Origin of the sequence: Aquimarina brevivitae (genome assembly GCF_004216895.1) — a bacterium.
Taxonomy (GTDB): domain Bacteria; phylum Bacteroidota; class Bacteroidia; order Flavobacteriales; family Flavobacteriaceae; genus Aquimarina; species Aquimarina brevivitae.
Window position 1 is genome coordinate 764,351 of record NZ_SGXE01000002.1, and the last position, 24,235, is coordinate 788,585.

The 24,235-nt window shown below is 34.4% G+C and carries 22 protein-coding genes; 21 read left to right on the plus strand and 1 reads right to left on the minus strand.

Annotated features, from left to right (window positions below; translation table 11 throughout):
- Positions 1 to 36 precede the first annotated feature (36 nt).
- The 21 genes from EV197_RS11120 (at position 37) to pdxH (ending at position 21,651) form a co-directional block, all read left to right on the plus strand.
- Positions 37 to 3,012: a M16 family metallopeptidase gene (locus tag EV197_RS11120; protein WP_130286833.1), complete on the plus strand. Its 2,976-nt coding sequence runs from the start codon at positions 37 to 39 to the stop codon at positions 3,010 to 3,012.
- Positions 3,013 to 3,131: 119 nt separating this feature from the next.
- Complete coding sequence (gene fabG / locus EV197_RS11125) at positions 3,132 to 3,878, plus strand: 3-oxoacyl-[acyl-carrier-protein] reductase (RefSeq protein ID WP_130286834.1); 747 nt, start codon at positions 3,132 to 3,134, stop codon at positions 3,876 to 3,878.
- Positions 3,879 to 3,919: 41 nt separating this feature from the next.
- Complete coding sequence (locus EV197_RS11130; RefSeq protein ID WP_130286835.1) at positions 3,920 to 5,950, plus strand: VWA domain-containing protein; 2,031 nt, start codon at positions 3,920 to 3,922, stop codon at positions 5,948 to 5,950.
- Between the two features lie 32 nt (positions 5,951 to 5,982).
- Entirely contained in the window at positions 5,983 to 6,798 is an 816-nt protein-coding gene (locus tag EV197_RS11135; protein WP_130286836.1) for a prohibitin family protein, read from the plus strand.
- 86 nt (positions 6,799 to 6,884) lie between these two features.
- Positions 6,885 to 7,484 (plus strand): transcriptional regulator, encoded by a 600-nt coding sequence (locus tag EV197_RS11140; protein ID WP_130286837.1) that lies wholly within the window; start codon positions 6,885 to 6,887, stop codon positions 7,482 to 7,484.
- Positions 7,484 to 8,197 (plus strand): DUF3307 domain-containing protein, encoded by a 714-nt coding sequence (locus EV197_RS11145; RefSeq protein ID WP_130286838.1) that lies wholly within the window; start codon positions 7,484 to 7,486, stop codon positions 8,195 to 8,197. The genes EV197_RS11140 and EV197_RS11145 overlap by 1 nt, the downstream gene beginning before the upstream one ends.
- A 302-nt stretch (positions 8,198 to 8,499) precedes the next feature.
- Positions 8,500 to 9,357 carry an ATP phosphoribosyltransferase gene (hisG, locus tag EV197_RS11150; RefSeq protein ID WP_130286839.1) on the plus strand — a complete coding sequence of 286 codons (858 nt, stop codon included), beginning with the start codon at positions 8,500 to 8,502 and terminating at the stop codon, positions 9,355 to 9,357.
- Complete coding sequence (hisD, locus tag EV197_RS11155) at positions 9,357 to 10,646, plus strand: histidinol dehydrogenase (protein WP_130286840.1); 1,290 nt, start codon at positions 9,357 to 9,359, stop codon at positions 10,644 to 10,646. Before hisG ends, hisD begins: the two co-directional genes overlap by 1 nt.
- Positions 10,647 to 10,658: 12 nt before the next feature.
- Positions 10,659 to 11,717, plus strand: a complete 1,059-nt coding sequence (hisC, locus tag EV197_RS11160; protein ID WP_130286841.1) for a histidinol-phosphate transaminase — start codon at positions 10,659 to 10,661, stop codon at positions 11,715 to 11,717.
- Positions 11,718 to 11,774: 57 nt separating this feature from the next.
- A complete protein-coding gene (hisB, locus tag EV197_RS11165; RefSeq protein ID WP_130286842.1) occupies positions 11,775 to 12,908 on the plus strand; it encodes a bifunctional histidinol-phosphatase/imidazoleglycerol-phosphate dehydratase HisB in 1,134 nt (377 codons plus the stop codon).
- Positions 12,909 to 12,941: 33 nt separating this feature from the next.
- On the plus strand, positions 12,942 to 13,523 hold the full coding sequence (hisH, locus tag EV197_RS11170; RefSeq protein WP_130286843.1) for an imidazole glycerol phosphate synthase subunit HisH: 582 nt from the start codon (positions 12,942 to 12,944) through the stop codon (positions 13,521 to 13,523).
- Positions 13,524 to 13,551: 28 nt separating this feature from the next.
- A complete protein-coding gene (gene hisA, locus EV197_RS11175) occupies positions 13,552 to 14,304 on the plus strand; it encodes a 1-(5-phosphoribosyl)-5-[(5-phosphoribosylamino)methylideneamino]imidazole-4-carboxamide isomerase (protein WP_130286844.1) in 753 nt (250 codons plus the stop codon).
- Complete coding sequence (locus EV197_RS11180) at positions 14,297 to 14,638, plus strand: tRNA-binding protein (RefSeq protein WP_130286845.1); 342 nt, start codon at positions 14,297 to 14,299, stop codon at positions 14,636 to 14,638. The genes hisA and EV197_RS11180 overlap by 8 nt, the downstream gene beginning before the upstream one ends.
- Positions 14,639 to 14,640: 2 nt before the next feature.
- Entirely contained in the window at positions 14,641 to 15,396 is a 756-nt protein-coding gene (hisF, locus tag EV197_RS11185) for an imidazole glycerol phosphate synthase subunit HisF (protein WP_130286846.1), read from the plus strand.
- Between the two features lie 93 nt (positions 15,397 to 15,489).
- Positions 15,490 to 16,086: a bifunctional phosphoribosyl-AMP cyclohydrolase/phosphoribosyl-ATP diphosphatase HisIE gene (gene hisIE, locus EV197_RS11190; protein ID WP_130286847.1), complete on the plus strand. Its 597-nt coding sequence runs from the start codon at positions 15,490 to 15,492 to the stop codon at positions 16,084 to 16,086.
- Between the two features lie 191 nt (positions 16,087 to 16,277).
- The gene (rpsA, locus tag EV197_RS11195; protein ID WP_130286848.1) at positions 16,278 to 18,092 is read left to right on the plus strand and encodes a 30S ribosomal protein S1; all 1,815 of its coding nucleotides are present in this window, start codon (positions 16,278 to 16,280) and stop codon (positions 18,090 to 18,092) included.
- A 141-nt stretch (positions 18,093 to 18,233) separates the two neighbouring features.
- Positions 18,234 to 18,773, plus strand: coding sequence for a bifunctional pyr operon transcriptional regulator/uracil phosphoribosyltransferase PyrR (gene pyrR / locus EV197_RS11200; protein WP_130286849.1), 540 nt, complete (start codon positions 18,234 to 18,236; stop codon positions 18,771 to 18,773).
- 29 nt (positions 18,774 to 18,802) lie between these two features.
- Positions 18,803 to 19,732, plus strand: coding sequence for an aspartate carbamoyltransferase catalytic subunit (locus EV197_RS11205; protein WP_130286850.1), 930 nt, complete (start codon positions 18,803 to 18,805; stop codon positions 19,730 to 19,732).
- Positions 19,733 to 19,735: 3 nt separating this feature from the next.
- Positions 19,736 to 20,068, plus strand: coding sequence for a ribonuclease Z (locus tag EV197_RS11210; RefSeq protein ID WP_130286851.1), 333 nt, complete (start codon positions 19,736 to 19,738; stop codon positions 20,066 to 20,068).
- Positions 20,069 to 20,093: 25 nt separating this feature from the next.
- Complete coding sequence (locus tag EV197_RS11215) at positions 20,094 to 20,999, plus strand: ribonuclease Z (RefSeq protein WP_130286852.1); 906 nt, start codon at positions 20,094 to 20,096, stop codon at positions 20,997 to 20,999.
- A 7-nt stretch (positions 21,000 to 21,006) separates the two neighbouring features.
- Positions 21,007 to 21,651 carry a pyridoxamine 5'-phosphate oxidase gene (pdxH, locus tag EV197_RS11220; RefSeq protein WP_130286853.1) on the plus strand — a complete coding sequence of 215 codons (645 nt, stop codon included), beginning with the start codon at positions 21,007 to 21,009 and terminating at the stop codon, positions 21,649 to 21,651.
- Between the two features lie 119 nt (positions 21,652 to 21,770).
- On the opposite strand, the gene EV197_RS11225 is transcribed toward pdxH, so the two are convergent.
- Positions 21,771 to 23,954 (minus strand): OmpA family protein, encoded by a 2,184-nt coding sequence (locus EV197_RS11225; RefSeq protein WP_130286854.1) that lies wholly within the window; start codon positions 23,952 to 23,954, stop codon positions 21,771 to 21,773.
- Positions 23,955 to 24,235: the final 281 nt, after the last annotated feature.

Below are 24,235 nucleotides of genomic sequence, written 5' to 3' on the forward strand. Positions count from 1 at the left end.
TTAAATAGAGGTAACAAACGAAACAAAATAATTTATATGAAGATTTTAAAATCGCTTTTAATTCTTGCAGTTGCGCTTACACTATTCAACTGTAAAAATTCATCATCAGAGGATTCTGAAAAATTACAAGTAGAAAAACACACAGATCCTGCTGGATTTTCTTACGAAACAGTAACTAATGACCCTACAGGACTTCGATTATATACATTAGACAATGGATTGAAGGTGTACTTAGGCAAAAACGAAGAAGAACCAAAGATTCAAACCTTAATTGCAGTACGTGCTGGTTCTACCTATGACCCAGCTGATAATACCGGCTTGGCTCATTATTTAGAGCACATGGTTTTTAAAGGTACAGACGAAATAGGTACCCAGGATTTTACCAAAGAAAAAGAACTTATAGCGCAAATTTCTGATTTATATGAGAAACATAAAGCAGAAACTGACCCTGAAAAGAAAAAAGAAATTTATAAGGAAATTGATAAAATTTCACTTGAAGCATCTAAATATTCTATTGCTAATGAGTATGATAAAATGGTTGCTTCGCTTGGAGCGGAAGGAACGAATGCATTTACATCAAATGAACAAACGGTATATGTAAATAAAATTCCTTCTAATGAATTGGACAAATGGCTTACTTTAGAAAGTGAGCGTTTTAGCAAATTAGTTTTAAGACTTTTTCATACGGAATTGGAAGCCGTTTATGAGGAATTTAATAGAGGACAAGATAGCGATGGAAGAAAACAATATTTTGCAGTTTTAGAAGGATTGTTTCCTAATCACCCTTATGGTACGCAAACCACTATTGGTAAGTCTGAACATTTGAAAAATCCTTCTATGAAGGCGATTAACAATTATTTTGACACGTATTATGTGCCAAATAATATGGCGATTATTTTAGTTGGTGATTTGGATTATGATGCAACTATTAAACAAGTTAATGAAGCTTTTGGAGGATATGAGGCTAAAGAAGTAAAGCATCCTGAATTTCCAGAAGAACCTGCTATGACTGAACCAGTTAAAAAGGAGGTTTACGGGCCAACAGCAGAGTCTATTTATGTTGCTTATAGAACAGATGGTTATGGTACTAAGGCTGAAGTAATGACCACTTTGGTGGATTACATTTTGGCAAATTCCAAGGCTGGTTTAATTGATTTAAACCTTAATCAGCAACAAAAAGTACAGCGTGCCTCTTCTTTTACAAATTTTGATAATGATTATGGATTTCACTTGTTGTATGGTACTCCAAAGTCTGGTCAAACTTTAGACGAAGTAAAGGTATTATTACAAGAACAGATTGAAAAAGTGAAAAATGGAGAGTTTGATGATTGGCTTATTGAGGCGATTATCAATGATCTTAAATTAAACAAAATTCAGCAATACGAAAATGCAAGTGCAACAGCTTATGCATATTTAGATGCTTTTGTTCATTTTGCGGATTGGAAAGATAGATTGGCGATGCTTGATGAGATGGGTGAAATCACCAAACAGGATGTGATGGATTTTGCAAAGAAGCAATATGGAAATAATTATGTTGAAGTTCATAAAATCAAAGGAGAAGACAAAAACATAGTGAAAGTTGAAAACCCGGGTATAACACCGATTGAATTAAATAGAGATAAAGAATCAGAATATTTAACGGCTTTCAAAAAAATTACCTCTCCAGATTTGCAGCCTAAATTTGTAGATTATGAAACTGCAATTAAAGAATATACTACAGATTCTGGTATCAAGGTATCTTATGTAGAAAATAAAAATAATGATCTTTTTAACTTGAACATTATTTTTGATATGGGCAGCGACCATGACAAAAAACTGGCTATGGCAGCGAGCTATTTTGATTACTTAGGAACTGACAAATACACTGCAGAAGAAATAAAGAAAGAATTTTATAAAATAGGGGTAAACTATTCTATAGGTTCCGCTTCAGATAAAACATATATTAGTGTTTCTGGGCTTAAAGAAAACTTAGATAAAGGACTTGAGCTTTTAGAAAACCTTTGGCAGAATGCTGTTGCAGATCAGGATGCTTATGATAAGTTCGTAGATAAAATTGCTAAGGGAAGACAGGATGCAAAAACTCAAAAAGGAAATATTCTTCGAGTAGGTTTAGTGAATTATGGAAAATATGGAGAAAACTCTAGATTAAGAGATATTTATACTATTAGTGAGTTGCAGGAAATGAATCCTCAAGAATTAGTGGATAAAATAAAGGCACTGCTTAATTATAAACAAAGAGTTTTTTATTATGGAAAAAATATCGATGGTGCGATAGCTTCCTTAGAAAAACTTCATCCGGTATCTGAAACCCTGAAAGATTATCCAGAAAAAACTGAATATGTGGAAAAGGAAACAGGTGGAAACGTGTATTTCGTTGATTACGATATGGTGCAAAGCGAAATGATTTTCTTGGCTAAGGGAGCAGAACTAGATCCTTCTAAATTTGCGGCCTCAACCTTGTTTAACACTTACTTTGGTAGTGGATTATCTTCCATAGTTTTCCAAGAAATTAGAGAGTCTAAATCTTTAGCTTATTCTGCCTATGCATATTATGGTAACGCTAACGAAGCAGGTAAACCAAATTATGTTACAGCATATATCGGTACGCAAGCTAATAAAATGCCGCAAGCTGTTGATGCAATGATGGAATTAATGACGAATATGCCAGAGGCTGAACAACAATTTAAAGCAGCTAAAGAAGCAACACTCAAGAAGATTGCAGCTGAAAGAATTATCAAGTCTAATATATTCTGGACTTACGAATCCTTAAAAAAGCGTGGCATTTCAAACGATTATAGAAAAGATATGTATAACACGATTAAAGATATGGAGCTATCTGATCTAAAAGCCTTTTTCAACGAAAATATTAAAGGTGAAAATTATAATGTACTTGTAATTGGAAATAAGAATGAAGTAGATATGGACGCTCTATCCAAGCTTGGTGTGGTAAAAGAGCTTGATGTAGACTATCTTTTCAATTACGAAAAGAAAAATGAGGATTTAAAATTGTAATACAGCAAAGCGTATTAATAAAAAACCCTGCGAGAAATCGTGGGGTTTTTACTTGTTAAGGAAGTACTTATTAGTATATTTGAGTATTACATAGACCAAAAAATAAAAACATAGATCTAATGAATCTTTTAGAAGGAAAAACAGCTATTATCACAGGGGCCACTCGTGGAATAGGAAAGGGAATTGCTCAAGTTTTTGCTAAGCACGGGGCAAATATTGCATTTACGTATAGTTCTTCGGTAGAAGCAGCAAACGAATTAGAAAAAGAACTTATAGAATTGGGTGTAAAGGCGAAAGGATATCAAAGCGATGCAGCAAGTTTTGACCAGGCACAAGAATTAGCATCGGATGTTTTAGAACGATTCGGTAGTATTGACGTGTTGGTTAATAATGCCGGTATCACTAAAGATAATTTGTTGATGCGGATGAGCGAAGAAGATTTTGATAAAGTGATTGAGGTAAACCTTAAAAGCGTTTTCAATATGACCAAAGCGGTTCAAAAGACAATGCTTAAGCAAAGAAAAGGTAGTATTATCAATATGAGTTCTGTTGTTGGGGTTAAAGGTAATGCCGGGCAGGCTAATTATGCAGCTTCTAAAGCGGGTATTATTGGTTTTTCAAAGTCAGTTGCTTTAGAAATAGGTTCAAGAAATATTCGTAGTAATGTTATTGCTCCAGGATTTATTGAAACAGAAATGACAGATAAACTTGACGAAAAAGTGGTTGAAGGTTGGAGAAATGCTATTCCTTTAAAACGAGGCGGAACACCTGAAGATATAGCAAATGCGTGTTTATTTTTAGCTAGTGATTTAAGCACCTATGTTACTGGGCAAGTTTTAAATGTCGACGGAGGGATGTTAACCTGATAAGCATCATATAATCTTAAAATTAAAGGAATAAGTTTTTTATGAGTACAGAAACCATTGTATGGATCATATTTGCTGGTATTGCTGCTATACTCATATCCTTATTTCAATATTATTATAAGGCAAAAAGAAAGGATAAAACAACACTGCTTTTTGCCTTTTTAAGATGCTTAACTTGGTTTGCGGTTTTTTTATTATTGATTAATCCTTCTTTAAAAAAGAAAACCTATTATCAAGAAAAGCCTAAGCTAGTTCTTGCAGTTGATAACTCGGCTTCCATAAAACATTTGGATCAAACTCAAAATGTAAACCAGTTACTAGCACAAATTAAAGCTAGTAAAACACTACAAGATCGATTTGATTTTGAATTTTATTCCTTTTCAGAGCAGTTAAGAGATACCTTAGATTTATCTTTTAAAGGACCACAAACCAATATATCTAAGTCCTTAGAAGAATTAGACCAGGTATATAAAAATAAAATAGCTCCGGTTGTATTAATCTCTGATGGTAATCAAACTTACGGTAAGGATTATCAGTATTTAGGAACAGGGTTTAAACAGCAAATCTACCCAATAGCAATAGGAGATACGATAAAATTTACGGATGCTAAAATAAATAAGCTCAATGTTAATCGTTATGCCTTTGTTAAAAATAGATTTCCGGTAGAAGTCATAGTGTCGTACTCCGGTTCGGATCAAATTACTACCAATCTTTCGGTTACCAATAATGGTGCTACAGTTTATGCAACTAATGTTGACTTTTCAAAAAATAATAACTCTGCGGTACTCAACTTTGAGTTACCAGCAGAAGTTCCAGGAGTGCAGGTGTATAAAGTAAATCTAGATCCAATACCTGGGGAAAAAAATAAAGTTAACAATGTAACAACTTTTGCAGTTGAAGTTATTGATCAAAAAACTAATGTTTTAGTTATTAGTGATATAACTCACCCAGATTTAGGTACAATTAAAAAAAGTATTGAAAGTAACGAGCAAAGATCTGTAACTTTAAAAAAGCCTATAGAGGTTAAGGATTTAGAAGATTATCAGCTAGTAATTTTGTATCAGCCTAACAGTAGATTTCAAGCTATTTTTGAAAAATTGAGCTCACTAAGAAAAAACTATTTCATTGTTGCCGCTTCAAATACTGATTGGGTATTTCTCAATAGAATTCAGGATAAATATCGACAAGAAATAACGCGTCAAACAGAATATTATTTACCGAGATTTAATTCTAATTATGGGTCTTTTTTAGCAGAGGATATTGGATTTAGTGATTACCCTCCTTTAATAGGTAATTTTGGAGAATCATCTTTTAATGGCGCAGCGGAGATCTTATTGTATCGTAATATTAACGATATAGAAACCCAAGACCCATTACTAATCACCGCTGAAGAAGATGGTATACGAACAGGTATGTTATTTGGTGAAGGTATTTGGCGATGGAGAGCCAATAGTTACCTGATTAATAAGGAGTTTGAAAGTTTTGATAATTTCTTTGGTAAGATTATTCAGTATCTGGCTTCCAATAAAAAGCGTAGTAGGTTAAATACCATAGCAGAATCGTTTTATTATGGTAATGCAGGAGTTACTATAAAAGCGGAGTATTTTACAAAGAATTACGAGTTTGATAGTAGAGGAAATCTACAGATTGATGTAAGAAATAAGGCAACTGATAAAGTTCAAACGATTCCTATGCTACTAAAAAATAATTCTTATGAAGTCGTTTTTAGTAATCTTGTTCCTGGAGAATATGACTATACGGTCCGTGTTATGGGTGAAAATTTATCTAGATCAGGGTCTTTTAGCGTGCTGGAATATGACGTAGAACAACAATTTGTTGGAACAGATGTAACAAAACTATCCCAATTAGCTACTAATTCTAATGGAAAGTTGTATTATGCTAATCAGTTTACTGATTTGGTCAACAGTCTTACAACTAATCCAAACTATAAAATTTTACAAAAAAGTAACACCACGGTAGTTTCTTTTATAGACTGGAAATACTTGTTAGCATTCATAATTTTTTGTTTAGCAGCAGAATGGTTTTTAAGAAAATACTACGGTCATATTTAATTATTTTAATCAAATTATAACAAACACATATCATGGAAAGATTACCAAAAATAGGCTTGCCAATATTAATCGGCGTCGTATTACTTATTATATTTATTGCTAAATCAACTATTACCATAGGTTCTGGAGAAGCTGGAGTTTTGTATAGAACTTTTGCGGGTGGAGTGGTTACTGATGAACCTCCGCTAGGGGAAGGATTTCATCTTGTCGCTCCTTGGAACAAAGTGTATACGTATGAAGTTAGACAGCAAGAAGTTTTTGAAAAAATGCAGGTACTGTCTTCTAACGGTTTAGAGATCAAATTAGATGCGTCTGCTTGGTTTCAGCCTCAGTACGATAAATTAGGGTCCTTACATCAAGAAAAAGGAGAAAATTACGTAGCAAGAATATTATTGCCTACCATACGATCTGCAGCGCGTAGTGTAGTGGGTCGTTACACACCAGAACAATTATACTCTAGTAAAAGAGATGTGATCCAGAAAGAGATTTATGAAGAGACTAAAAAAATTGTAGAAGACCAATATGTACAACTTAATGAAGTTTTAGTGCGTGATGTTACCTTACCTCCAACAATAAAAGAGGCTATTGAACGTAAATTAAGACAAGAACAAGAATCCTTGGAGTATGAGTTTAAATTAACAAAAGCCCAAAAGGAAGCTGAAAGACAGAAGATTGACGCAGAAGGTAAAGCTGTTGCTAACCAAATTTTAAGTGAATCCTTAACAGATAAGATATTAAAAGAGAAAGGAATACAAGCTACTTTAGAACTAGCAAAATCTCCAAACTCTAAAGTTATTGTTGTAGGTTCAGGAAAAGATGGAATGCCATTAATTTTAGGTAACCAGTAAAAATACTTTAACCGAAGTATAATAATAAATATACGTTAATTAGCATATAACTAAATTTATATGTATATTAGCGTATATTTTTTTATATGATAGCAGTATTAACAGGAGATATTATCAATTCCAGATCGGTAGCGGCTAACTTATGGATGCCAAAATTGAGGCATATATTAGGTATATACGGAAAAGAGTTTGCGGATTGGGAGATATACAGAGGCGATACATTTCAATTACAACTCAGTCCCGTAAATGCTCTAGAAGCAGCGATACACATCAAATCTTATATCAAACAATTTAAAGAGTTGGATGTACGTATCGGTATTGGTATTGGAGAAAAAGACTTTAAAGGTAAATCTATTTCAGAGTCTAATGGCAGTGCTTTTGTAAACTCAGGTTACTGTTTTGATCATTTAAAGAAAAGAACATTAGCCATCAAAACACCTAATACATCGCTCAATGAAGTGATGAATTTATGTTTGGAACTGGCTACGCTGACAATGGATAACTGGCCACCAGTTACATCAGAAGTTGTGGCGGCAGCGCTTGAAAATAAAAAATTAAATCAAACTCAACTTAGTAAAGTTTTGGATAAGCCACAAAGTAATATCAGCGAATCATTGAATAGGGCAGGATATGATGCCATACGCAAGCTAATAAACGTATACACCACAAAAATAGCCGAATTATAATGCTTTCATTTTTCTTTAAATTACTGTTATCTCATTTGGTCGGGGACTTTCTATTGCAGCCAACAAAATGGGTGGAACATAAAACTAAAAAAAAGATCAGGTCACCATATCTGTATGTTCATCTATTGGTTCACTTTTGTGCACTAGTGGTAATTTTACAAACTTCATACTGGGTAGGAATATTCGCAGTCATAGGTTCGCATTACCTGATAGATTTATTCAAATTATACTTCACTAAACCATATAATGAGAGGTTATTGTTTATCATAGATCAGCTATTACACATCTTGGTTTTAGTAGGAGTTTCCTATTATTATTATCCACAGGATATGGACCTGGATTTTTTGATTACTGATCAGATGATATTATTTTTCACATTCTTAATAGTAGTCACCTATGCCGGTTCAGTTATTATTAAGTACTTAATTGCACCCTGGGACAATGAAATTGAATTTGATAATAAATCCATCCCAGGAGCAGGTAAATATATAGGCATATTAGAGCGTTTATTCGTTTTTAGCTTTGTACTCTTAGGTACCTGGTCTGCTATCGGGTTTTTAATTACAGCAAAATCGGTATTTAGGTTCGGTGATCTTAATGAAGGGAAAAACCGAAAACTTACCGAATATGTACTTATTGGTACTTTGTTGAGTTTTGGGATTGCAATACTCTCAGGATTATTATATAATTATTGTCTAACACTTATAAAGTAAGATATTCCTATTGCTAAAACACTATAAATGAACCTTTAAAAAATCAAAAACTACAAATCCGTAAAAAATGCTAGAAAGGGATTTTGAATAAGAGATTTTTTTTATAGATTTGCGCAAGTAAAAAATATCAATGAATACTTTTTTTGTACATCATCATCATTCTTACAGCAACGCTCAGGCGAGGTAAGTATGGTATGTGTATAAATTAACAATATTATAAAAACCCGTTTGAGCGATCAAACGGGTTTTTCATTTTTTACTAACCCGTTTTCTGATTCGTTTAAGCACAAAACTCAACAAAAATGTCTAAAATTAAAATTGCGATTCAAAAAAGCGGTAGACTCAATGAAGACTCCGTAAAAATTCTAAAAGACTGTGGTATTTCTATTGATAATGGAATAGATCAGCTCAAAGCCGAAACAAGAAATTTTCCGATGGAAGTGATGTTTCTTCGTAACGGTGATATACCAAAATACCTTCGAGATGGAGTTGTCGATATAGCAATTATTGGAGAGAATGTTTTGATTGAAAAGGGCAAAGATATCGCTATTGCAGAAAAACTTAACTTTTCAAAATGTAAAGTATCATTAGCAGTACCCAAAGATTTTAATTACAATTCTATTGAAGATCTTCAAGGTAAAAAAATAGCCACTTCCTATCCTAATACGGTAACCGAATATTTAGATGCTAAAGGTATTAAGGCCGATCTTCACCAAATTTCAGGATCAGTAGAAATTGCACCTAATATCGGTCTCGCAGATGCAATTTGTGACATTGTATCTAGCGGTAGTACACTTTTTAAAAATAACTTAAAAGAAGTAGAAGTAATGCTAACTTCCGAGGCTGTTTTGGCGGTTTCACCTAAAATTTCTGAAGACAATAAAAAAATACTCGAAAAGCTTCAGTTTAGAATCAAATCTGTATTAAAAGCAAGAAATTCTAAATATGTATTGCTTAATGCACCCAATGAAAAGATAGAGGATATCGTAAAAATTTTACCAGGAATGCGAAGCCCTACCGTTTTGCCTTTAGCAGAAGAGGGTTGGAGCTCTATACACACGGTGATTGATCAAGATAAATTCTGGGATATAATTGATGAGCTTAAAGCTGAAGGTGCAGAAGGGATTTTAGTTTGTCCAATAGAAAAAATGGTACTCTAATGAATAAAGTATATCAACCAAAACGATCAGATTGGGCAGAGGTGCTAAAACGCCCAACACAAACTGTTGAAGATATCGAATCCATTGTGCAGGATATTTTTAAGGATGTTCAGCAAAACGGAGACAAAGCGGTTTTTAAATACACTTCTAAGTTTGACAAGGTTACCTTAGATAGTATGCAAGTAACTGAGAAAGAAATTAGTAATGCGGCTGCACTTGTAAGTACTCCATTGAAAGAGGCCATCTCTTTAGCGAAGAGTAATATTGAAAGTTTTCATACTGCGCAACAGACACGAAAAGTTTCCATAATTACTACTACTGGAGTACGATGTTGGCAGGAAAAGCGAGCTATCGAAAAGGTGGGCTTGTACATCCCAGGGGGTACTGCACCCTTATTTTCTAGTATTTTAATGCTTGCTGTTCCGGCTAATATTGCGGGTTGTAAAGAAATTGTATTGTGTACGCCGCCGGATCAAGAGGGAAACATCAATCCAGTTATCTTATATACAGCATCCTTGTGTGGAGTCACTAAGATTTTTAAAGTTGGAGGTATACAGGCAATTGCTGCGATGACATTTGGTACAGAAACCGTGCCAACTGTATATAAAATATTTGGGCCAGGAAATCAGTTTGTCACCGTTGCCAAGCAAATCGCAACCAAATATGGAGTAGCGATTGATATGCCAGCAGGTCCTAGCGAATTGTTAGTGGTTGCTGATGATAGTGCTCATGCATCCTTTGTAGCCTCAGATTTATTAAGTCAGGCAGAACATGGTAAAGATAGCCAGGTGATTTTGGTATCAACTTCTAAAGAATTAATTGATAAAGTCGAACAAGAAATTGAGAAACAACTACCCCTTTTACCACGAAAAGATATTGCAGCAACAGCTATCGATAATTCTAAACTGATTTATGTAGAAAACGATGAGATAGCTTTAGCTTTAATTAATGAATATGGTCCTGAACATTTTATCGTTTGTGTGGATAATGAAGACTTCTACATCGATAATATAGTAAACGCTGGCTCAGTTTTTATAGGTAATTATACGCCAGAAAGTGCTGGGGATTATGCTTCTGGTACTAATCATACGCTGCCAACCAATGGTTATGCCAAGCAGTATAGCGGGGTTAATCTGGATAGCTATTTAAAGTCAATGACATTTCAAAAAATTACTAAAGAAGGAATTCAAAACATTGGTGAAGCTATTGAATTAATGGCCGAGGCAGAAGGCTTACAAGCACATAAAAATGCAGTAACCTTAAGATTGGATAGTTTAAATAATAAGTAGGAGGACGCTGGTATGAAAATAACACAATTCAACATAGATACACTGATAAGGGATAACGTTAAGCACCTCAAACCGTATTCTTCAGCTAGAGATGAGTATGTCAGTGATGGTTCAGAAATGGTTTTCTTGGATGCTAACGAAAACCCTTTTGAAAATGGAGTAAATCGGTATCCCGATCCATTACAAAGAAAGGTAAAAGAAATACTAGCTGCTCAAAAAAAGGTATCTCCAACTAATATCTTGCTAGGTAATGGTAGTGACGAAGTACTCGACTTGATTTTTAGGGTGTTTTGTGAACCCAAAGAAGATAATATTATTAGTTTACCACCGACTTATGGAATGTATAAAGTACTTTGCGGTATCAATAATATCGAAAATCGAGAGGTACTTTTAACGGAAGATTTTCAGTTGGATATTGAAAATATTGCAAAATCAATCGATGAGCATACTAAAATTATTTTTGTGTGTTCTCCTAATAACCCAACAGGGAATACTATTGCTACATCGAGTATTGAGCAACTCTTAACAAGTTTTAATGGACTTGTTGTAATTGATGAGGCGTATATCGATTTTTCCGCAAACGAAAGCTGGATCAACCGATTGGAGCAATTTCCAAATTTAATTGTTACACAAACATTATCTAAAGCTTACGGTCTTGCAGGTATTCGCCTTGGAGTTTGTTATGCCTCACCAGAGATTATCTCAACCTTAAATAAGATAAAACCGCCTTATAATGTTAACGAGCTTACTCAAAAAAGGGCTTTGGAACGTTTACAACATATAAAACAGGTAAAAGAAGAAGTGGCTCAACTACTAACTGATAGAAAGAAATTGAATGCTGCTTTACTAGAAGTTCCTTTTATTGAAGAGGTATTTCCATCAGATGCTAACTTTTTATTAGCAAGAGTGGATGATGCTAATAAAAGATATGATCAACTACTGGCGAAAGGGATAGTGGTAAGAAATCGAAGTACCCAACCGCTTTGTGATAACACTTTAAGATTTACGATAGGTACGGCACAAGAAAACCAGCAATTGATGGATGCGCTAAGATCAATTGCAGCATCGTAGTTAGTTAAAATAATTAATAAAACATAACCCTTACTGTAGTAAGGACATATGAATACAATGAAAAAAGTACTATTTATTGATCGCGATGGAACTATCATCAAAGAAACAGTTGATGAGCAAATTGATGCTTTCGACAAAATGATCTTCTATCCTAAAGTTTTTACATATTTAGGTAAGATTGCTAAAGAATTAGATTATGAACTGGTAATGATAACCAATCAAGATGGCTTAGGAACAGAGGCGTTTCCGGAGGATACTTTTTGGCCCGTTCATAATTTTATAATGAAAGCATTTGAAAATGAAGGTGTTGTTTTTGAACAGGTTTTTATTGACAGAACCTTTCCGCACGAAAACGCTGAAACCAGAAAACCAGGTACCGCGCTACTAAAACAATATTTTTCTGATCAATACGATTTAAAAAACTCTTTTGTTATAGGCGATCGATTAACAGATATCGAGTTAGCCAAAAACCTTGGTGCTAAAGGAATTTTTATCAATGACAACACCAATTTAGGCACAGGAGAAATTACGGTGAAACGCGAAGAATTAAACGATTATATCGGCTTAGAAAGCAATGATTGGGAGAGTATCTACGAGTTTTTAAAGTTACAGGATAGAGTTGCTGAAATTGATAGAAAAACCAATGAAACCGATATTAAAATCAAATTAAATCTTGATGGTACTGGTAAAAGTACTATTAGTACAGGCTTGGAGTTTTTTGATCATATGTTAGATCAGATCGCCAGACACGGACAAATGGATTTAGATATTAAAGTCAAAGGTGATTTAGAAGTAGATGAACATCATACTATTGAAGATACAGCCATAGCTTTAGGCGAGGTGTTTGCTAAAGCTTTGGGCAACAAACTAGGTATTGAACGCTACGGTTTTTGTTTGCCGATGGATGATTGTTTAGCGCAAGTGGCAATTGATTTTGGAGGTAGAAATTGGTTAGTTTGGGAAGCAGATTTCAAACGCGAAATGATTGGGAAAATGCCTACCGAGATGTTTTTTCATTTCTTTAAATCTTTCACTGACGGAGCCAAAGCAAACCTTAATATAAAAGCAGAAGGCACCAATGAACATCATAAGATCGAAGCAATCTTTAAAGCTTTTGCTAAAGCTATTAAGGTGGCGGTAAAAAGAGACCCTGATAAGATGGTACTTCCAAGTACAAAGGGGATGTTATAGATTTCTGAGCGATTAACTTAAAGTAAAAAAACATTGAAAATAGTAATAATCAATTACGGAGCAGGTAATATTCAATCTATAAAATTTGCCATTCAACGTTTGGGGTATGAGGCCGAACTGAGTCATGATGCTCAGGAAATTCAAAACGCGGATAAAGTAATTTTTCCGGGAGTAGGAGAAGCGAGTAGTGCCATGTCAAAACTTAAAGCTACTCATTTAGATACGGTTATTCCTACATTGACCCAGCCTGTATTAGGAATTTGTCTAGGAATGCAGTTAATGTGTAATTATTCTGAAGAAGGCAATACCCAGGGATTAAAAATTTTTGATGTTGATGTACTGCGATTTAACCATAAGGTAAAAGTACCACAAATCGGTTGGAATCAAATTGAAAACCTTAATTCACCTTTGTTTGAAGGGGTCACTGAAAAGGAATACGTTTACCTGGTACATAGTTATTATGCGCCCATAACTGATCAAACGGTGGCACGGTCTACTTATGGACTGCCGTACGCAACGGCCCTGCAAAAGGATAATTTTTATGGAGTACAATTTCACCCAGAAAAGAGTAGTAGTACCGGGGAGAAAATCCTGAAGAATTTTTTAGAGCTCTAAACAAACAACTAAAAACTAGTAACTAAACATGCGAATCATCCCAGCAATAGATATCATAGATGGAAAATGTGTAAGACTGTCAAAAGGTGATTATGATACGAAAAAAGTATATAATGAAAATCCCTTAGAAGTAGCAAAACAATTTGAAGACCACGGTATTCAGCACTTGCATTTGGTCGACCTAGATGGAGCGAAATCTAAGCACATAGTCAATCATAAAATATTAGAACAAATTGCTTCAAAAACAAACCTAAGTATTGATTTTGGAGGAGGTCTAAAAACCAATGAAGATCTTCAAATAGCTTTTGAAAGTGGTGCTAATCAGATTACAGGCGGAAGTATAGCTGTCAAAAATCCTGAAACATTCATCAACTGGTTGGATATATATGGTTCAGAAAAAATTATTTTAGGTGCAGATGCTACTAATGAAAAAATAGCTATTAGCGGTTGGGTTGAAGAAAGTGACCAGCAGTTAATTCCGTTTATTCAAAAATATCAAGAAAAAGGGGTTGCTTATGTGATTTGTACAGATATTAGCAAAGATGGTATGTTGCAAGGGCCTTCCTTTGAGCTATATGAGAAAATCATCAAACAATGTCAGGGAAATAAAGATAGTAATCCGCTAAAATTAATAGCTTCTGGAGGTATTTCAACTTTTGATGAACTCCCTAAATTGGCAGAAATAGGTTGCGAGGGAACTATCATTGGTAAGGCTATCTATGAAAATAGAATTACCTTGAAACAATTAGAAGGTTTTATTTTAAATTATAAAAATGTCTGAAACAACCCTTAGCTGGAGTGACTTTGAAAAGGTAGATATGCGCATTGGAACCATAATCGATGCGCAAGTATTTGAAGAGGTATCAAAACCAGCATATAAGCTCTGGATTGATTTTGGAGCAATAGGCACCAAAAAGACTTCTGCACAGATTACTCAGTTATATGAGGTTAGTGAGTTGATAGGAAAACAAGTCGTTGCAGTGATTAACTTTCCTCCAAAGCAAATTGCAAATTTTATGAGTGAATGTCTACTCATCGGAGGATTAGGAGATGGGAAAGAGGTAATTTTAATTCAACCGGATCGTAAGGTATGTAACGGTACAAAAATAAGTTAGAGATGTTAACAAAAAGAATAATTCCTTGTTTGGATATAAAAAACGGACGAACCGTTAAGGGGGTGAATTTCGTAGATCTACGAGACGCCGGTGATCCTGTCGAATTAGCTGATGTCTATTCCAAAGCTGGTGCAGATGAATTGGTATTTTTGGATATTTCAGCTACTGAAGAACAAAGAAAAACGCTAGCTGATCTTGTCCGAAGCGTAGCAGAAAAAGTGAATATTCCCTTTACAGTTGGCGGTGGTATTTCCTCTGTTGAGGATGTAGATATTCTTCTTCAAAATGGTGCAGATAAAGTTTCTGTCAATTCCTCTGCAGTTAAAAACCCGGAGTTGATCAATCAACTGTCTGCTAAATTTGGTAGTCAATGCATTACCGTAGCTATTGATGCTAAGCAAATTGATGGACAATGGAAAGTGCATTTAGTCGGGGGCAAAGTTCCAACAGAATTAGACCTGTTCGAATGGGCAAAAGAAGTAGAACAACGAGGTGCTGGAGAAATCCTTTTTACTTCTATGGATAATGACGGTACTAAGGATGGATTTGCTAATGACGCCTTGGCTAAACTATCTACGGATTTAAATATACCAATTATCGCTTCCGGGGGAGCAGGAAATATTCAACATTTTGTGGAATCTTTTACACTAGGAAAAGCGGATGCTGCTTTGGCAGCTAGTGTTTTTCATTTTAAAGAAATAGAAATCATAGACCTAAAAGAAGAATTAAGAAAAAATAACATTCCGGTTAGGATTTAATGGATGTCATTCCAGACTTGATCTAGAATATGATAAGAAAGGAGTATTTATTCTTTACATTAAAATGGCTCTAAGGGTAATAATATATTTATAATGAAAATAGACTTTAATAAAAACAACGACGGACTAATACCTGCGATCATACAAGATGCAGAGACTAAGAATGTTTTAATGTTGGGCTACATGAATGAAGAAGCCTATACCAAGACATTAGAGATTAAAAAGGTTACATTTTATAGTAGGTCTAAACAACGCCTTTGGACTAAAGGTGAAGAAAGTGGGAATTTTTTACAGCTTGTGGATATAAAAAATGACTGTGATCAAGATACTTTATTGGTTAGCGTTGAACCAAAAGGACCTACCTGTCATAAGGGATCAGATACGTGCTGGAATGAATCTAATGAACAAACCTTTGGATTTTTGTCGCAGCTCGAGACTATTATTAAAAGCAGAAAAGAAAATCAAGAGGATGAAAAATCTTATGTAGCTTCTTTGTTTAGAAAAGGAATTAATAAGGTAGCTCAAAAAGTAGGTGAAGAAGCGGTCGAGGTAGTTATTGAGGCTAAAGATAATAATGAAGAGTTGTTTCTAAACGAAAGTGCAGATTTACTATTTCATTATTTGATTTTACTACAAGCCAAAGGGTATACTTTGAAGGATATTGTGGCTGTATTGCAAAGTCGACACTAAAGCATCAGTACTTATACAGTTTAAAAGCAACTATCTTTAAACAACTTCTTGGTTTATAAAAATTTAAGTTGTAATTTTGCACTCCTTTTGGCGAGTAAGAGAAAAAAGGAATAATCAAAAACTATAACCCTTCTGTATAAGGTTTCGTCTTAAAATTCTCTGACACATACAGAATACAAATTAAATCTTCAATGTCTGAAGAAACTAAAAACACTGAAGTTCAGGAAAAAGAAGCTCCTGCAGCATCTCCGCAACAGGCTAATCCTGAGCAATTTTTGAAAGAATTTAACTGGCACAATTACGAAGAGGGTATTGACCCAATCGCTGACTCTAAATTAGAAGAGTTTGAGAAGCTAGTTGAAGAAAATTTTGTTGACACCTTAGATGACGAGGTTGTAGAAGGTACAGTAATTAATATTACGGACCGTGATGCAATCATTGATATCAATGCAAAGAGTGAAGGTGTTATCTCCTTAAATGAATTCCGTTACAACCCGGATTTAAAAGTAGGTGACAAAGTAGAAGTATTAATTGACGTTCGTGAAGACGCAACAGGTCAATTAATTTTATCTCATAGAAAAGCTAGAGTAATTAAAGCTTGGGATAGAGTAAACGATGCTCACGATACTGGAGAGATTGTTAATGGTTACGTAAAATGTAGAACAAAAGGAGGAATGATCGTTGACGTATTCGGTATCGAGGCGTTCTTACCAGGTTCTCAGATTGATGTTAAACCAATCCGTGATTATGATGCTTATGTAGGAAAAACTATGGAATTTAAAGTGGTTAAAATTAATCACGAGTTTAAAAACGTAGTAGTTTCTCATAAAGCACTTATCGAGGCTGATATTGAAGAGCAGAAGAAAGAAATCATTGGTCAGTTAGAAAAAGGACAAGTATTAGAAGGTGTGGTTAAAAACATCACTTCTTATGGTGTGTTCGTTGACCTTGGTGGTGTAGATGGACTTGTTCATATTACTGATCTTTCTTGGTCTAGAATTAATCATCCAAATGAAATCGTTGAGCTTGATCAAAAGCTTAACGTAGTAATTCTTGACTTTGATGAGGATAAAACAAGAATCCAACTTGGTCTTAAGCAATTAAAACCACATCCGTGGGAAGCTTTAGATAAAGAGCTTAAAGTTGGTGATAAGGTAAAAGGTAAAGTAGTAGTTATTGCTGATTACGGTGCCTTTATCGAAGTTGAAGAAGGAGTAGAGGGTCTTATCCACGTTTCTGAAATGTCTTGGTCTACACACTTAAGATCTGCACAAGATTTTGTAAATGTAGGAGACGAAGTAGAAGCAGTTGTACTTACATTAGATAGAGAAGAGCGCAAAATGTCACTTGGTATTAAGCAATTGACTCCAGATCCTTGGACAGATATAACTACTAAATATCCTGTAGGTTCTAAGCACAGTGGTGTAGTTCGTAACTTTACTAACTTTGGAGTATTCGTAGAGTTAGAAGAAGGTATTGACGGACTTATCTATATTTCAGACCTATCTTGGACTAAGAAAATTAAGCACCCATCAGACTTTACTAATGTAGGTGATAAACTTGATGTTGTTGTTCTTGAGCTTGATGTTGAAGGACGTAAATTAAGCTTAGGTCACAAACAAATCGAGGATAATCCTTGGGATAAGTATGAGACTGAGTTTGGTGTAGGAACTAAGCACACTGCTAAGATTGCAGAAATCGTAGATAAAGGTGCTACATTAGAGTTTAACGAGGATATCGTTGCATTCGTTCCTTCAAGACACTTAGAGAAAGAAGATGGAAGTAAACTTAAAAAAGGTGATGAGGCAGAATTCCAAATCATTGAATTCAACAAAGAATTCAAAAGAGTGGTAGCTTCTCATACAGCTTTATTTAAGGAAGAAGAAGCAAAGATTGTTAAGCAAGCTGCGAAAAAAGCTGCTGCAAACACAGCAGAAAGAACAACGCTTGGTGATATCGATGCATTAGCAGATTTAAAAGCTAAATTAGAGAAAGGCGAAAAATAATTTTCGTACTATCATTATAACATCAAAGGCTGCTATTTTAGCAGCCTTTGTTTTTTTATGTGTATAATAAAGCCCAACACTTAATTTTAAAATACTAAATTTTCATTACTTTTGTAATACACAGATTTGCTAACCTATCTTATGAGTCAAAAACTACTACTTAGTGCAAAAGAAATAGATATTATCTTGCACCGATTGGCTTGTCAAATTTTAGAAAATCATCCAGACTTTAGTGATACAGTGCTTATTGGTATACAGCCAAGAGGAAAGTATTTAGCAGATCGTATCAAAAAAATTTTAGAAGAGGAGCATCAAATCTCTAACCTGTCTTTGGGCTATCTTGATATTACATTTTATAGGGATGACTTTAGAAGGGGAGAAAAAATTTTAGAAGCTAATAAAACAGATATAAATTTCATTGTTGAAAACAAAAGGGTTGTTTTTATAGATGATGTACTCTATACAGGTAGAAGCATAAGAGCAGCACTTACAGCGGTACAATCCTTCGGACGCCCCACAGAAATTGAATTATTGACCTTAATTGATAGACGATTTAGTAGACACTTGCCCATACAGCCCAATTATCGAGGAAGACAAGTAGATGCAATAGATTTGGAAAAGGTAAAGGTAAATTGGGTAGAAAATGAGGGTGAAGATGCGGTTTACCTAGTTAGCAGATAAAGATAACAGCTAAAAAGAAAACGTAAAAAATGAGCGAATTAAGTGTAGATCACTTATTAGGAATTAAGTACCTAAAACCCGAAGATATTCAGCTTATATTCGAAACAGCTGATCATTTTAAGGAGGTGATCAATCGACCAATAAAAAAGGTTCCTTCGCTTAGAGATATTACGATTGCCAATTTGTTTTTCGAAAATAGTACAAGGACGCGTCTTTCTTTCGAACTAGCAGAAAAGCGATTGTCGGCAGATGTAGTTAATTTCTCTGCAGCCTCTTCTTCGGTTAAAAAGGGAGAAACCTTAATAGATACCGTAAACAATATCCTTTCTATGAAAGTGGATATGGTAGTGATGCGGCACCCAAATCCGGGCGCAGGCGTTTTCCTATCGAAACACGTAGACGCCAAAATTGTCAATGCTGGTGATGGAGCTCACGAACACCCAACACAAGCCTTGTTGGATTCTTATTCCATTCGAGAACGTTTAGGTGAAGTAGCTGGAAAGAAAGTAGTAATAGTTGGGGATATACTACACTCCAGAGTAGCTTTGTCAAATATTTTTGCGCTGCAATTACAAGGTGCAGAGGTTATGGTGTGTGGTCCAAAAACACTATTACCAAAATATATTCAGCAATTAGGCGTCAAAGTAGAAACGAATCTTATCAAAGCATTGGAGTGGTGTGATGTAGCCAATATGCTTAGAGTGCAAAATGAACGGATGGAAATTAGTTATTTTCCTTCTACAAGAGAATATACCCAGCAATTTGGATTAACAAAAAAGATAGTCGACAGTTTAAATAAAGAGATCGTTATTATGCATCCCGGTCCCATCAATAGAGGAGTAGAAATCACTAGTGATGTGGCTGATTCAGAACAAGCTATCATTCTGGATCAAGTAGAAAACGGGGTTGCGGTTAGGATGGCTGTTATTTATTTATTAGCTTCAAAGATAAAACGATAACGTATGATATTTAATAAAGAAGGTTCAACAACCATTATCACTCAAGAGAAGTCAACAATAGGGGATTTCTTAAAAAAACTAGACGAAAAGTATACTACTTTTGCTAATGACAATGTAATTATTAATCTATTTTCATTAAAAAGTTTAACAGCAAAAGACATCACTGAGTTTTTAATGATGTCAAAAACCCATAAAGCAAAAAATAGATCTTTCGTAATCGTTACTGAACAGGTAACGTATGACGAAGTTCCTGAAGAGATTACTATAGTGCCAACACTGCAGGAGGCCTATGATTTAGTAGAAATGGAAGAGATCGAACGCGATTTAGAGTTTTAATAAAATAAATACCTTATTATAAATTTTGAAATTAACCATATTAGGTTGTTACTCTGCTACTCCGAGGACATTTACTAATCCAACATCTCAGGTTTTAGAAATAAAAAATAGATTATTTCTTATTGATTGCGGTGAGGGAACGCAGGTTGAATTAAGAAGAAATAAAATACGGTTTTCAAAAATTGAACACATATTTATTTCGCATTTACACGGTGATCATTTTTATGGTTTAATAGGTTTAATTAGTACGTTTAAGTTATTAAAAAGAGATAAACCATTGACGATTCACGGTCCTAAAGGTATTAAGGAGATAATAACGCTGCAGCTCAAATTATCTGATTCCTGGACAGATTATCCGCTTTATTTTAAAGAATTGACAGCAACTGAATCGGTGGTTATATTTGAAGATGAAAAAGTTAAAGTGAGTACGATACCCTTACAACATCGTATTTATTGCAATGGGTTTTTATTCGAAGAGAAGTTAGCTGATCGGACCTTATTGATAGATAAGGTTGAGGAATATGGAATTGATCGGGCGTATTACAGAGGAATAAAAAAAGGTAAGGATGTAATACTTGAAGATGGAACGGTTGTTCCTAACGAGAAGATCACAATGGATCCACCTGCCCCAAAAAGCTATGCTTTTTGTAGTGATACCAGGTATGATGAAACAAAAATTGAATTAATAAACGGCGTTACGGCATTATATCACGAATCTACATTTTTAGAGAGCCATAAGCACCTCTCTTATCCTACAGGGCATAGTACAGCTACCGAAGCAGCGCTCATAGCAAAAAAAGCTAACGTTGGCTATTTAATATTGGGCCATTATTCTACCCGATATGATAGTATCGAAAAGTTTAGAGAAGAAGCTTTAAAAATATTTGAAAGAGTAGGTATTGCAGAGGATGGCAAATTTTTTAACTTTTAAATAAAAAATGAATAGAGATTTATCAGAGTATCGAAAAAATTATAAACTAGATTTTCTTGAAGAAAAAGATTTAACAGCTTCACCAATGGATTTGTTTTCTAAGTGGTTTAAGGAAGTTGAAAATGAAGGAAGCTTGGAAGAAGCAAATGCTATGACTTTGAGTACGTTGGAGGAGGATGGTTTTACCCGGGGTAGAATTGTTTTGCTTAAAAGTTATGATAAAGATGGTTTTGTGTTTTATACTAATTATACATCACAGAAAGCTAAAGCTATAGAAAAACACAATAAAGTTGGTATTTCATTTTTCTGGCCAAACCTAGAGCGGCAGGTTACTATAAAAGGAATTATTGAAAAATTGGATGAAGCTAAAAGCGAGTTATATTTTAATAGTCGTCCAGAAGGTAGCAAGTTAGGAGCATGGGCTTCAAATCAAAGTTCGGTGATTGAATCTAGAGAAGTTTTAGAAAATAAACTGGCAGCATTAGAAGAAGAATATAAAAATAAAGAAATAACTAAACCTCCTTTTTGGGGTGGTTATATTGTTAGGCCAGTTGAAATTGAATTTTGGCAAGGTAGGCCTAATCGGTTACACGATCGGTTTAGATATGCAAAAAAGGGTAATGATTGGAAAGTAGATCGTTTAGCACCCTAAGTTTTAAATACCAATATTGATTGATATATAATTGATCAGATAAGCATAAAAAAAGAGCGTTTTATCTTGTTAAAACGCTCTTTTTATGGATATTTAATTTAAGGGATAGTTCTGTTTTTTTAATCCATAATTACAAAACTGGATCTTCTGTTTAGTTTATATTCTTTTTCACTACAATCTTCACCATCCTTACATTTATTGATCGGTCTGCTTTCGCCATAACCGATATATGATAATATTCTATTTTTAGAAATATCTTTGCTGATCAGATATTGATAGATCGATTCTGCTCTTTTCTGAGATAGTTCTAAATTGTATAATTTTTCTCCTCGGCTATCGGAATGGGTTTCAATCCGTATGATCATATCCGGATAATCCGTTGTCATAAGGTTAACAATTTTGGTTAACTCTATTTCAGCACGTGGTGTAATATCCCATTTATCAAATTCAAAATAAATTTCATTGAGTTCGATAAGATCCTGAATGGTCTTGTTTACTTTAGTAGTTGCCGTTCTTTCAGAGGTTGGATCAGTTGGATTGGCTACAACATCATTTGGTTCGATACCAGAACTCTCCGTGTTTTTATCCTCAGAAACCTCAGTAATCTCTGTGTTTTTTTCTGTAAGTTCTTTATCTGGCCTATTGGCTAATCGAATATAGTTTGGGCAATTTAGTCCGCTCATATCAACTGCTAATTTTAACCTGTAAAAGTCTGGGAAATTACATTTGTTGATATGATTAAATCCTTTAGTCGTAACCCTATTGTCATTAAGGGAACCACTAAATTCTGCAAATACAGGCTCATCTTCTATAAAAATTTCATAAGTATCTTCTAATAGGCTGCAACCGGTATTAACCTGTACGCTATAACTGATTTCAACAGGTTCACTGTTGAGCTTTACAAATTTATCAGGTATTGAGAAGCTTAGGCTTCCGGACTCTTCATTGTAGTGATATTTTATTCTTTTGGATGGTAATGTGATCGACTCCTCAGATAAAATTACATTCTTAGGTAGTTGGTCTTTTATGATAGTATTTTTTGCATCGTCATTACCGTCATTGTACACCTTTAAGCTGTAGGTGATCTGTTGATCTGGCGCTATCAAATCGTTGGGATAAACGAATTTATTATCTGGATACTTAGAACGTTTTACAACCTGAATAGCAGGTTCATAGATTTCAATGCTAAACGCCACAGCCATAACAGAGTATCCATCATTATCCGTCAATAGTCTAAATTTAGCTTCTGTTTGGTTATTACCTATGATGGAATTAAATGAATTTTTAATACTAAAAAGATCTGCATCGTATCCTAAGGTATTTTCGCTTGCAGGAACTCGGGTTTTTACATTTCTACCATTTTCGGTAATATTTGCATTGAAAAAGTTATTCATTGGGTTAGAACTGTCCGTAATCCCTCTATATTTTTCAGCTTCATTAGAATATACCTGAAAGCGATCACCTCTAATTCCTTTATCTCCTTCGTAAGCGATTACCCCAATTTTACCATTTACTGCTCCTTTAGGAATCGTTTGAAAATTATTGAATGAAAAGTCAACAGGATCAGCTTGGGAATCAATATTAACAAACCCATCATATACATAGAAACGTTTTCTTTGCTTGTTGTCATCTTGATAAATCACAACCATTGTCCAACCACCAGCCAGACCGTTGCCTAACTTTTCATCATCATTAACTTCAGTTGTAGTTGCAGGTATGTTAGCTACTGTATAGGTGCCTATAGGGCTTGCTAAGCGCAAAACATCTTCAGTAATATCCTTGTAGCAAGAATATTGTTTAAAATCAGAATTTGGATCCTTATAGTAATCGTGGATCACTTCTGCACCAGTTAATGTGGTGTAAGAGGAGTTCCCTGGATATTTTATTTTAATAGACCGTATATCGTGAGCTCTTGGAGTATCTGCGTAAGAAGCTGTCCAGTATAATCCTACGTGTTTTATTGAATTACAAGGGGTTTCAAGATCTAAATCAGCACTACTGGAGTTGAATGTAGAAGGGTCATCATCAATATCAATGAATCCCATTTTAAATTGATTGTTTAGACCACCATCGTTATAGCTATTATTAGGATCAAAAACTTGTGACCCGTCATCATGGCTCACTTTTCCCAATACCGTATTCGATACAAACTTAAAATCTCCTTTTAAGGTGAATTCTGTTCGCTTAGTTAACGGTACTTCTACCTGAGCAGATAAGCTCTGGTTATAAAAGAAATTGAAAATAAGCAGGCCTAGAATCTGAAATCCTAAAAGTCTTCTGTGATGTAAAAATAGTTTTTCCACACTTTAAAAGGTTTTTATAATACCTGCTTTAAATACTAAAACAGGATATTATTGTATGATATAGTTATAGGGCAATAGGTCTATTTTAAGGGAAAACCGTAAGGTAAAATTAAATGTTAAAATTTAATTAATTAAGAAAAAAAAAGCTTTTTCGATATAAATGGTGATTTAAACGATAAAAGTGTTTTTGCCTTTAGTTATCTCAAAATCATAAAATTAGCGGTGTCGGATGTGCTTAATGATAAAAAACCTATCAACTGAATAAATTTTAAAACAGATCT

What these genes read in the sequence shown, in the direction of transcription:
- hisG (WP_130286839.1), top strand. Translation starts at nt 8,500, where the DNA reads ATGTCTAAAATTAAAATTGCGATTCAAAAAAGCGGTAGACTCAATGAA.
- hisF (WP_130286846.1), top strand. Translation starts at nt 14,641, where the DNA reads ATGTTAACAAAAAGAATAATTCCTTGTTTGGATATAAAAAACGGACGA.
- hisIE (WP_130286847.1), top strand. Translation starts at nt 15,490, where the DNA reads ATGAAAATAGACTTTAATAAAAACAACGACGGACTAATACCTGCGATC.
- rpsA (WP_130286848.1), top strand. Translation starts at nt 16,278, where the DNA reads ATGTCTGAAGAAACTAAAAACACTGAAGTTCAGGAAAAAGAAGCTCCT.
- EV197_RS11210 (WP_130286851.1), top strand. Translation starts at nt 19,736, where the DNA reads ATGATATTTAATAAAGAAGGTTCAACAACCATTATCACTCAAGAGAAG.
- fabG (WP_130286834.1), top strand. Translation starts at nt 3,132, where the DNA reads ATGAATCTTTTAGAAGGAAAAACAGCTATTATCACAGGGGCCACTCGT.
- hisA (WP_130286844.1), top strand. Translation starts at nt 13,552, where the DNA reads ATGCGAATCATCCCAGCAATAGATATCATAGATGGAAAATGTGTAAGA.
- pdxH (WP_130286853.1), top strand. Translation starts at nt 21,007, where the DNA reads ATGAATAGAGATTTATCAGAGTATCGAAAAAATTATAAACTAGATTTT.
- pyrR (WP_130286849.1), top strand. Translation starts at nt 18,234, where the DNA reads ATGAGTCAAAAACTACTACTTAGTGCAAAAGAAATAGATATTATCTTG.
- EV197_RS11140 (WP_130286837.1), top strand. Translation starts at nt 6,885, where the DNA reads ATGATAGCAGTATTAACAGGAGATATTATCAATTCCAGATCGGTAGCG.
- EV197_RS11130 (WP_130286835.1), top strand. Translation starts at nt 3,920, where the DNA reads ATGAGTACAGAAACCATTGTATGGATCATATTTGCTGGTATTGCTGCT.
- hisC (WP_130286841.1), top strand. Translation starts at nt 10,659, where the DNA reads ATGAAAATAACACAATTCAACATAGATACACTGATAAGGGATAACGTT.
- EV197_RS11205 (WP_130286850.1), top strand. Translation starts at nt 18,803, where the DNA reads ATGAGCGAATTAAGTGTAGATCACTTATTAGGAATTAAGTACCTAAAA.
- EV197_RS11180 (WP_130286845.1), top strand. Translation starts at nt 14,297, where the DNA reads ATGTCTGAAACAACCCTTAGCTGGAGTGACTTTGAAAAGGTAGATATG.
- EV197_RS11120 (WP_130286833.1), top strand. Translation starts at nt 37, where the DNA reads ATGAAGATTTTAAAATCGCTTTTAATTCTTGCAGTTGCGCTTACACTA.
- hisD (WP_130286840.1), top strand. Translation starts at nt 9,357, where the DNA reads ATGAATAAAGTATATCAACCAAAACGATCAGATTGGGCAGAGGTGCTA.
- EV197_RS11145 (WP_130286838.1), top strand. Translation starts at nt 7,484, where the DNA reads ATGCTTTCATTTTTCTTTAAATTACTGTTATCTCATTTGGTCGGGGAC.
- hisB (WP_130286842.1), top strand. Translation starts at nt 11,775, where the DNA reads ATGAAAAAAGTACTATTTATTGATCGCGATGGAACTATCATCAAAGAA.
- EV197_RS11135 (WP_130286836.1), top strand. Translation starts at nt 5,983, where the DNA reads ATGGAAAGATTACCAAAAATAGGCTTGCCAATATTAATCGGCGTCGTA.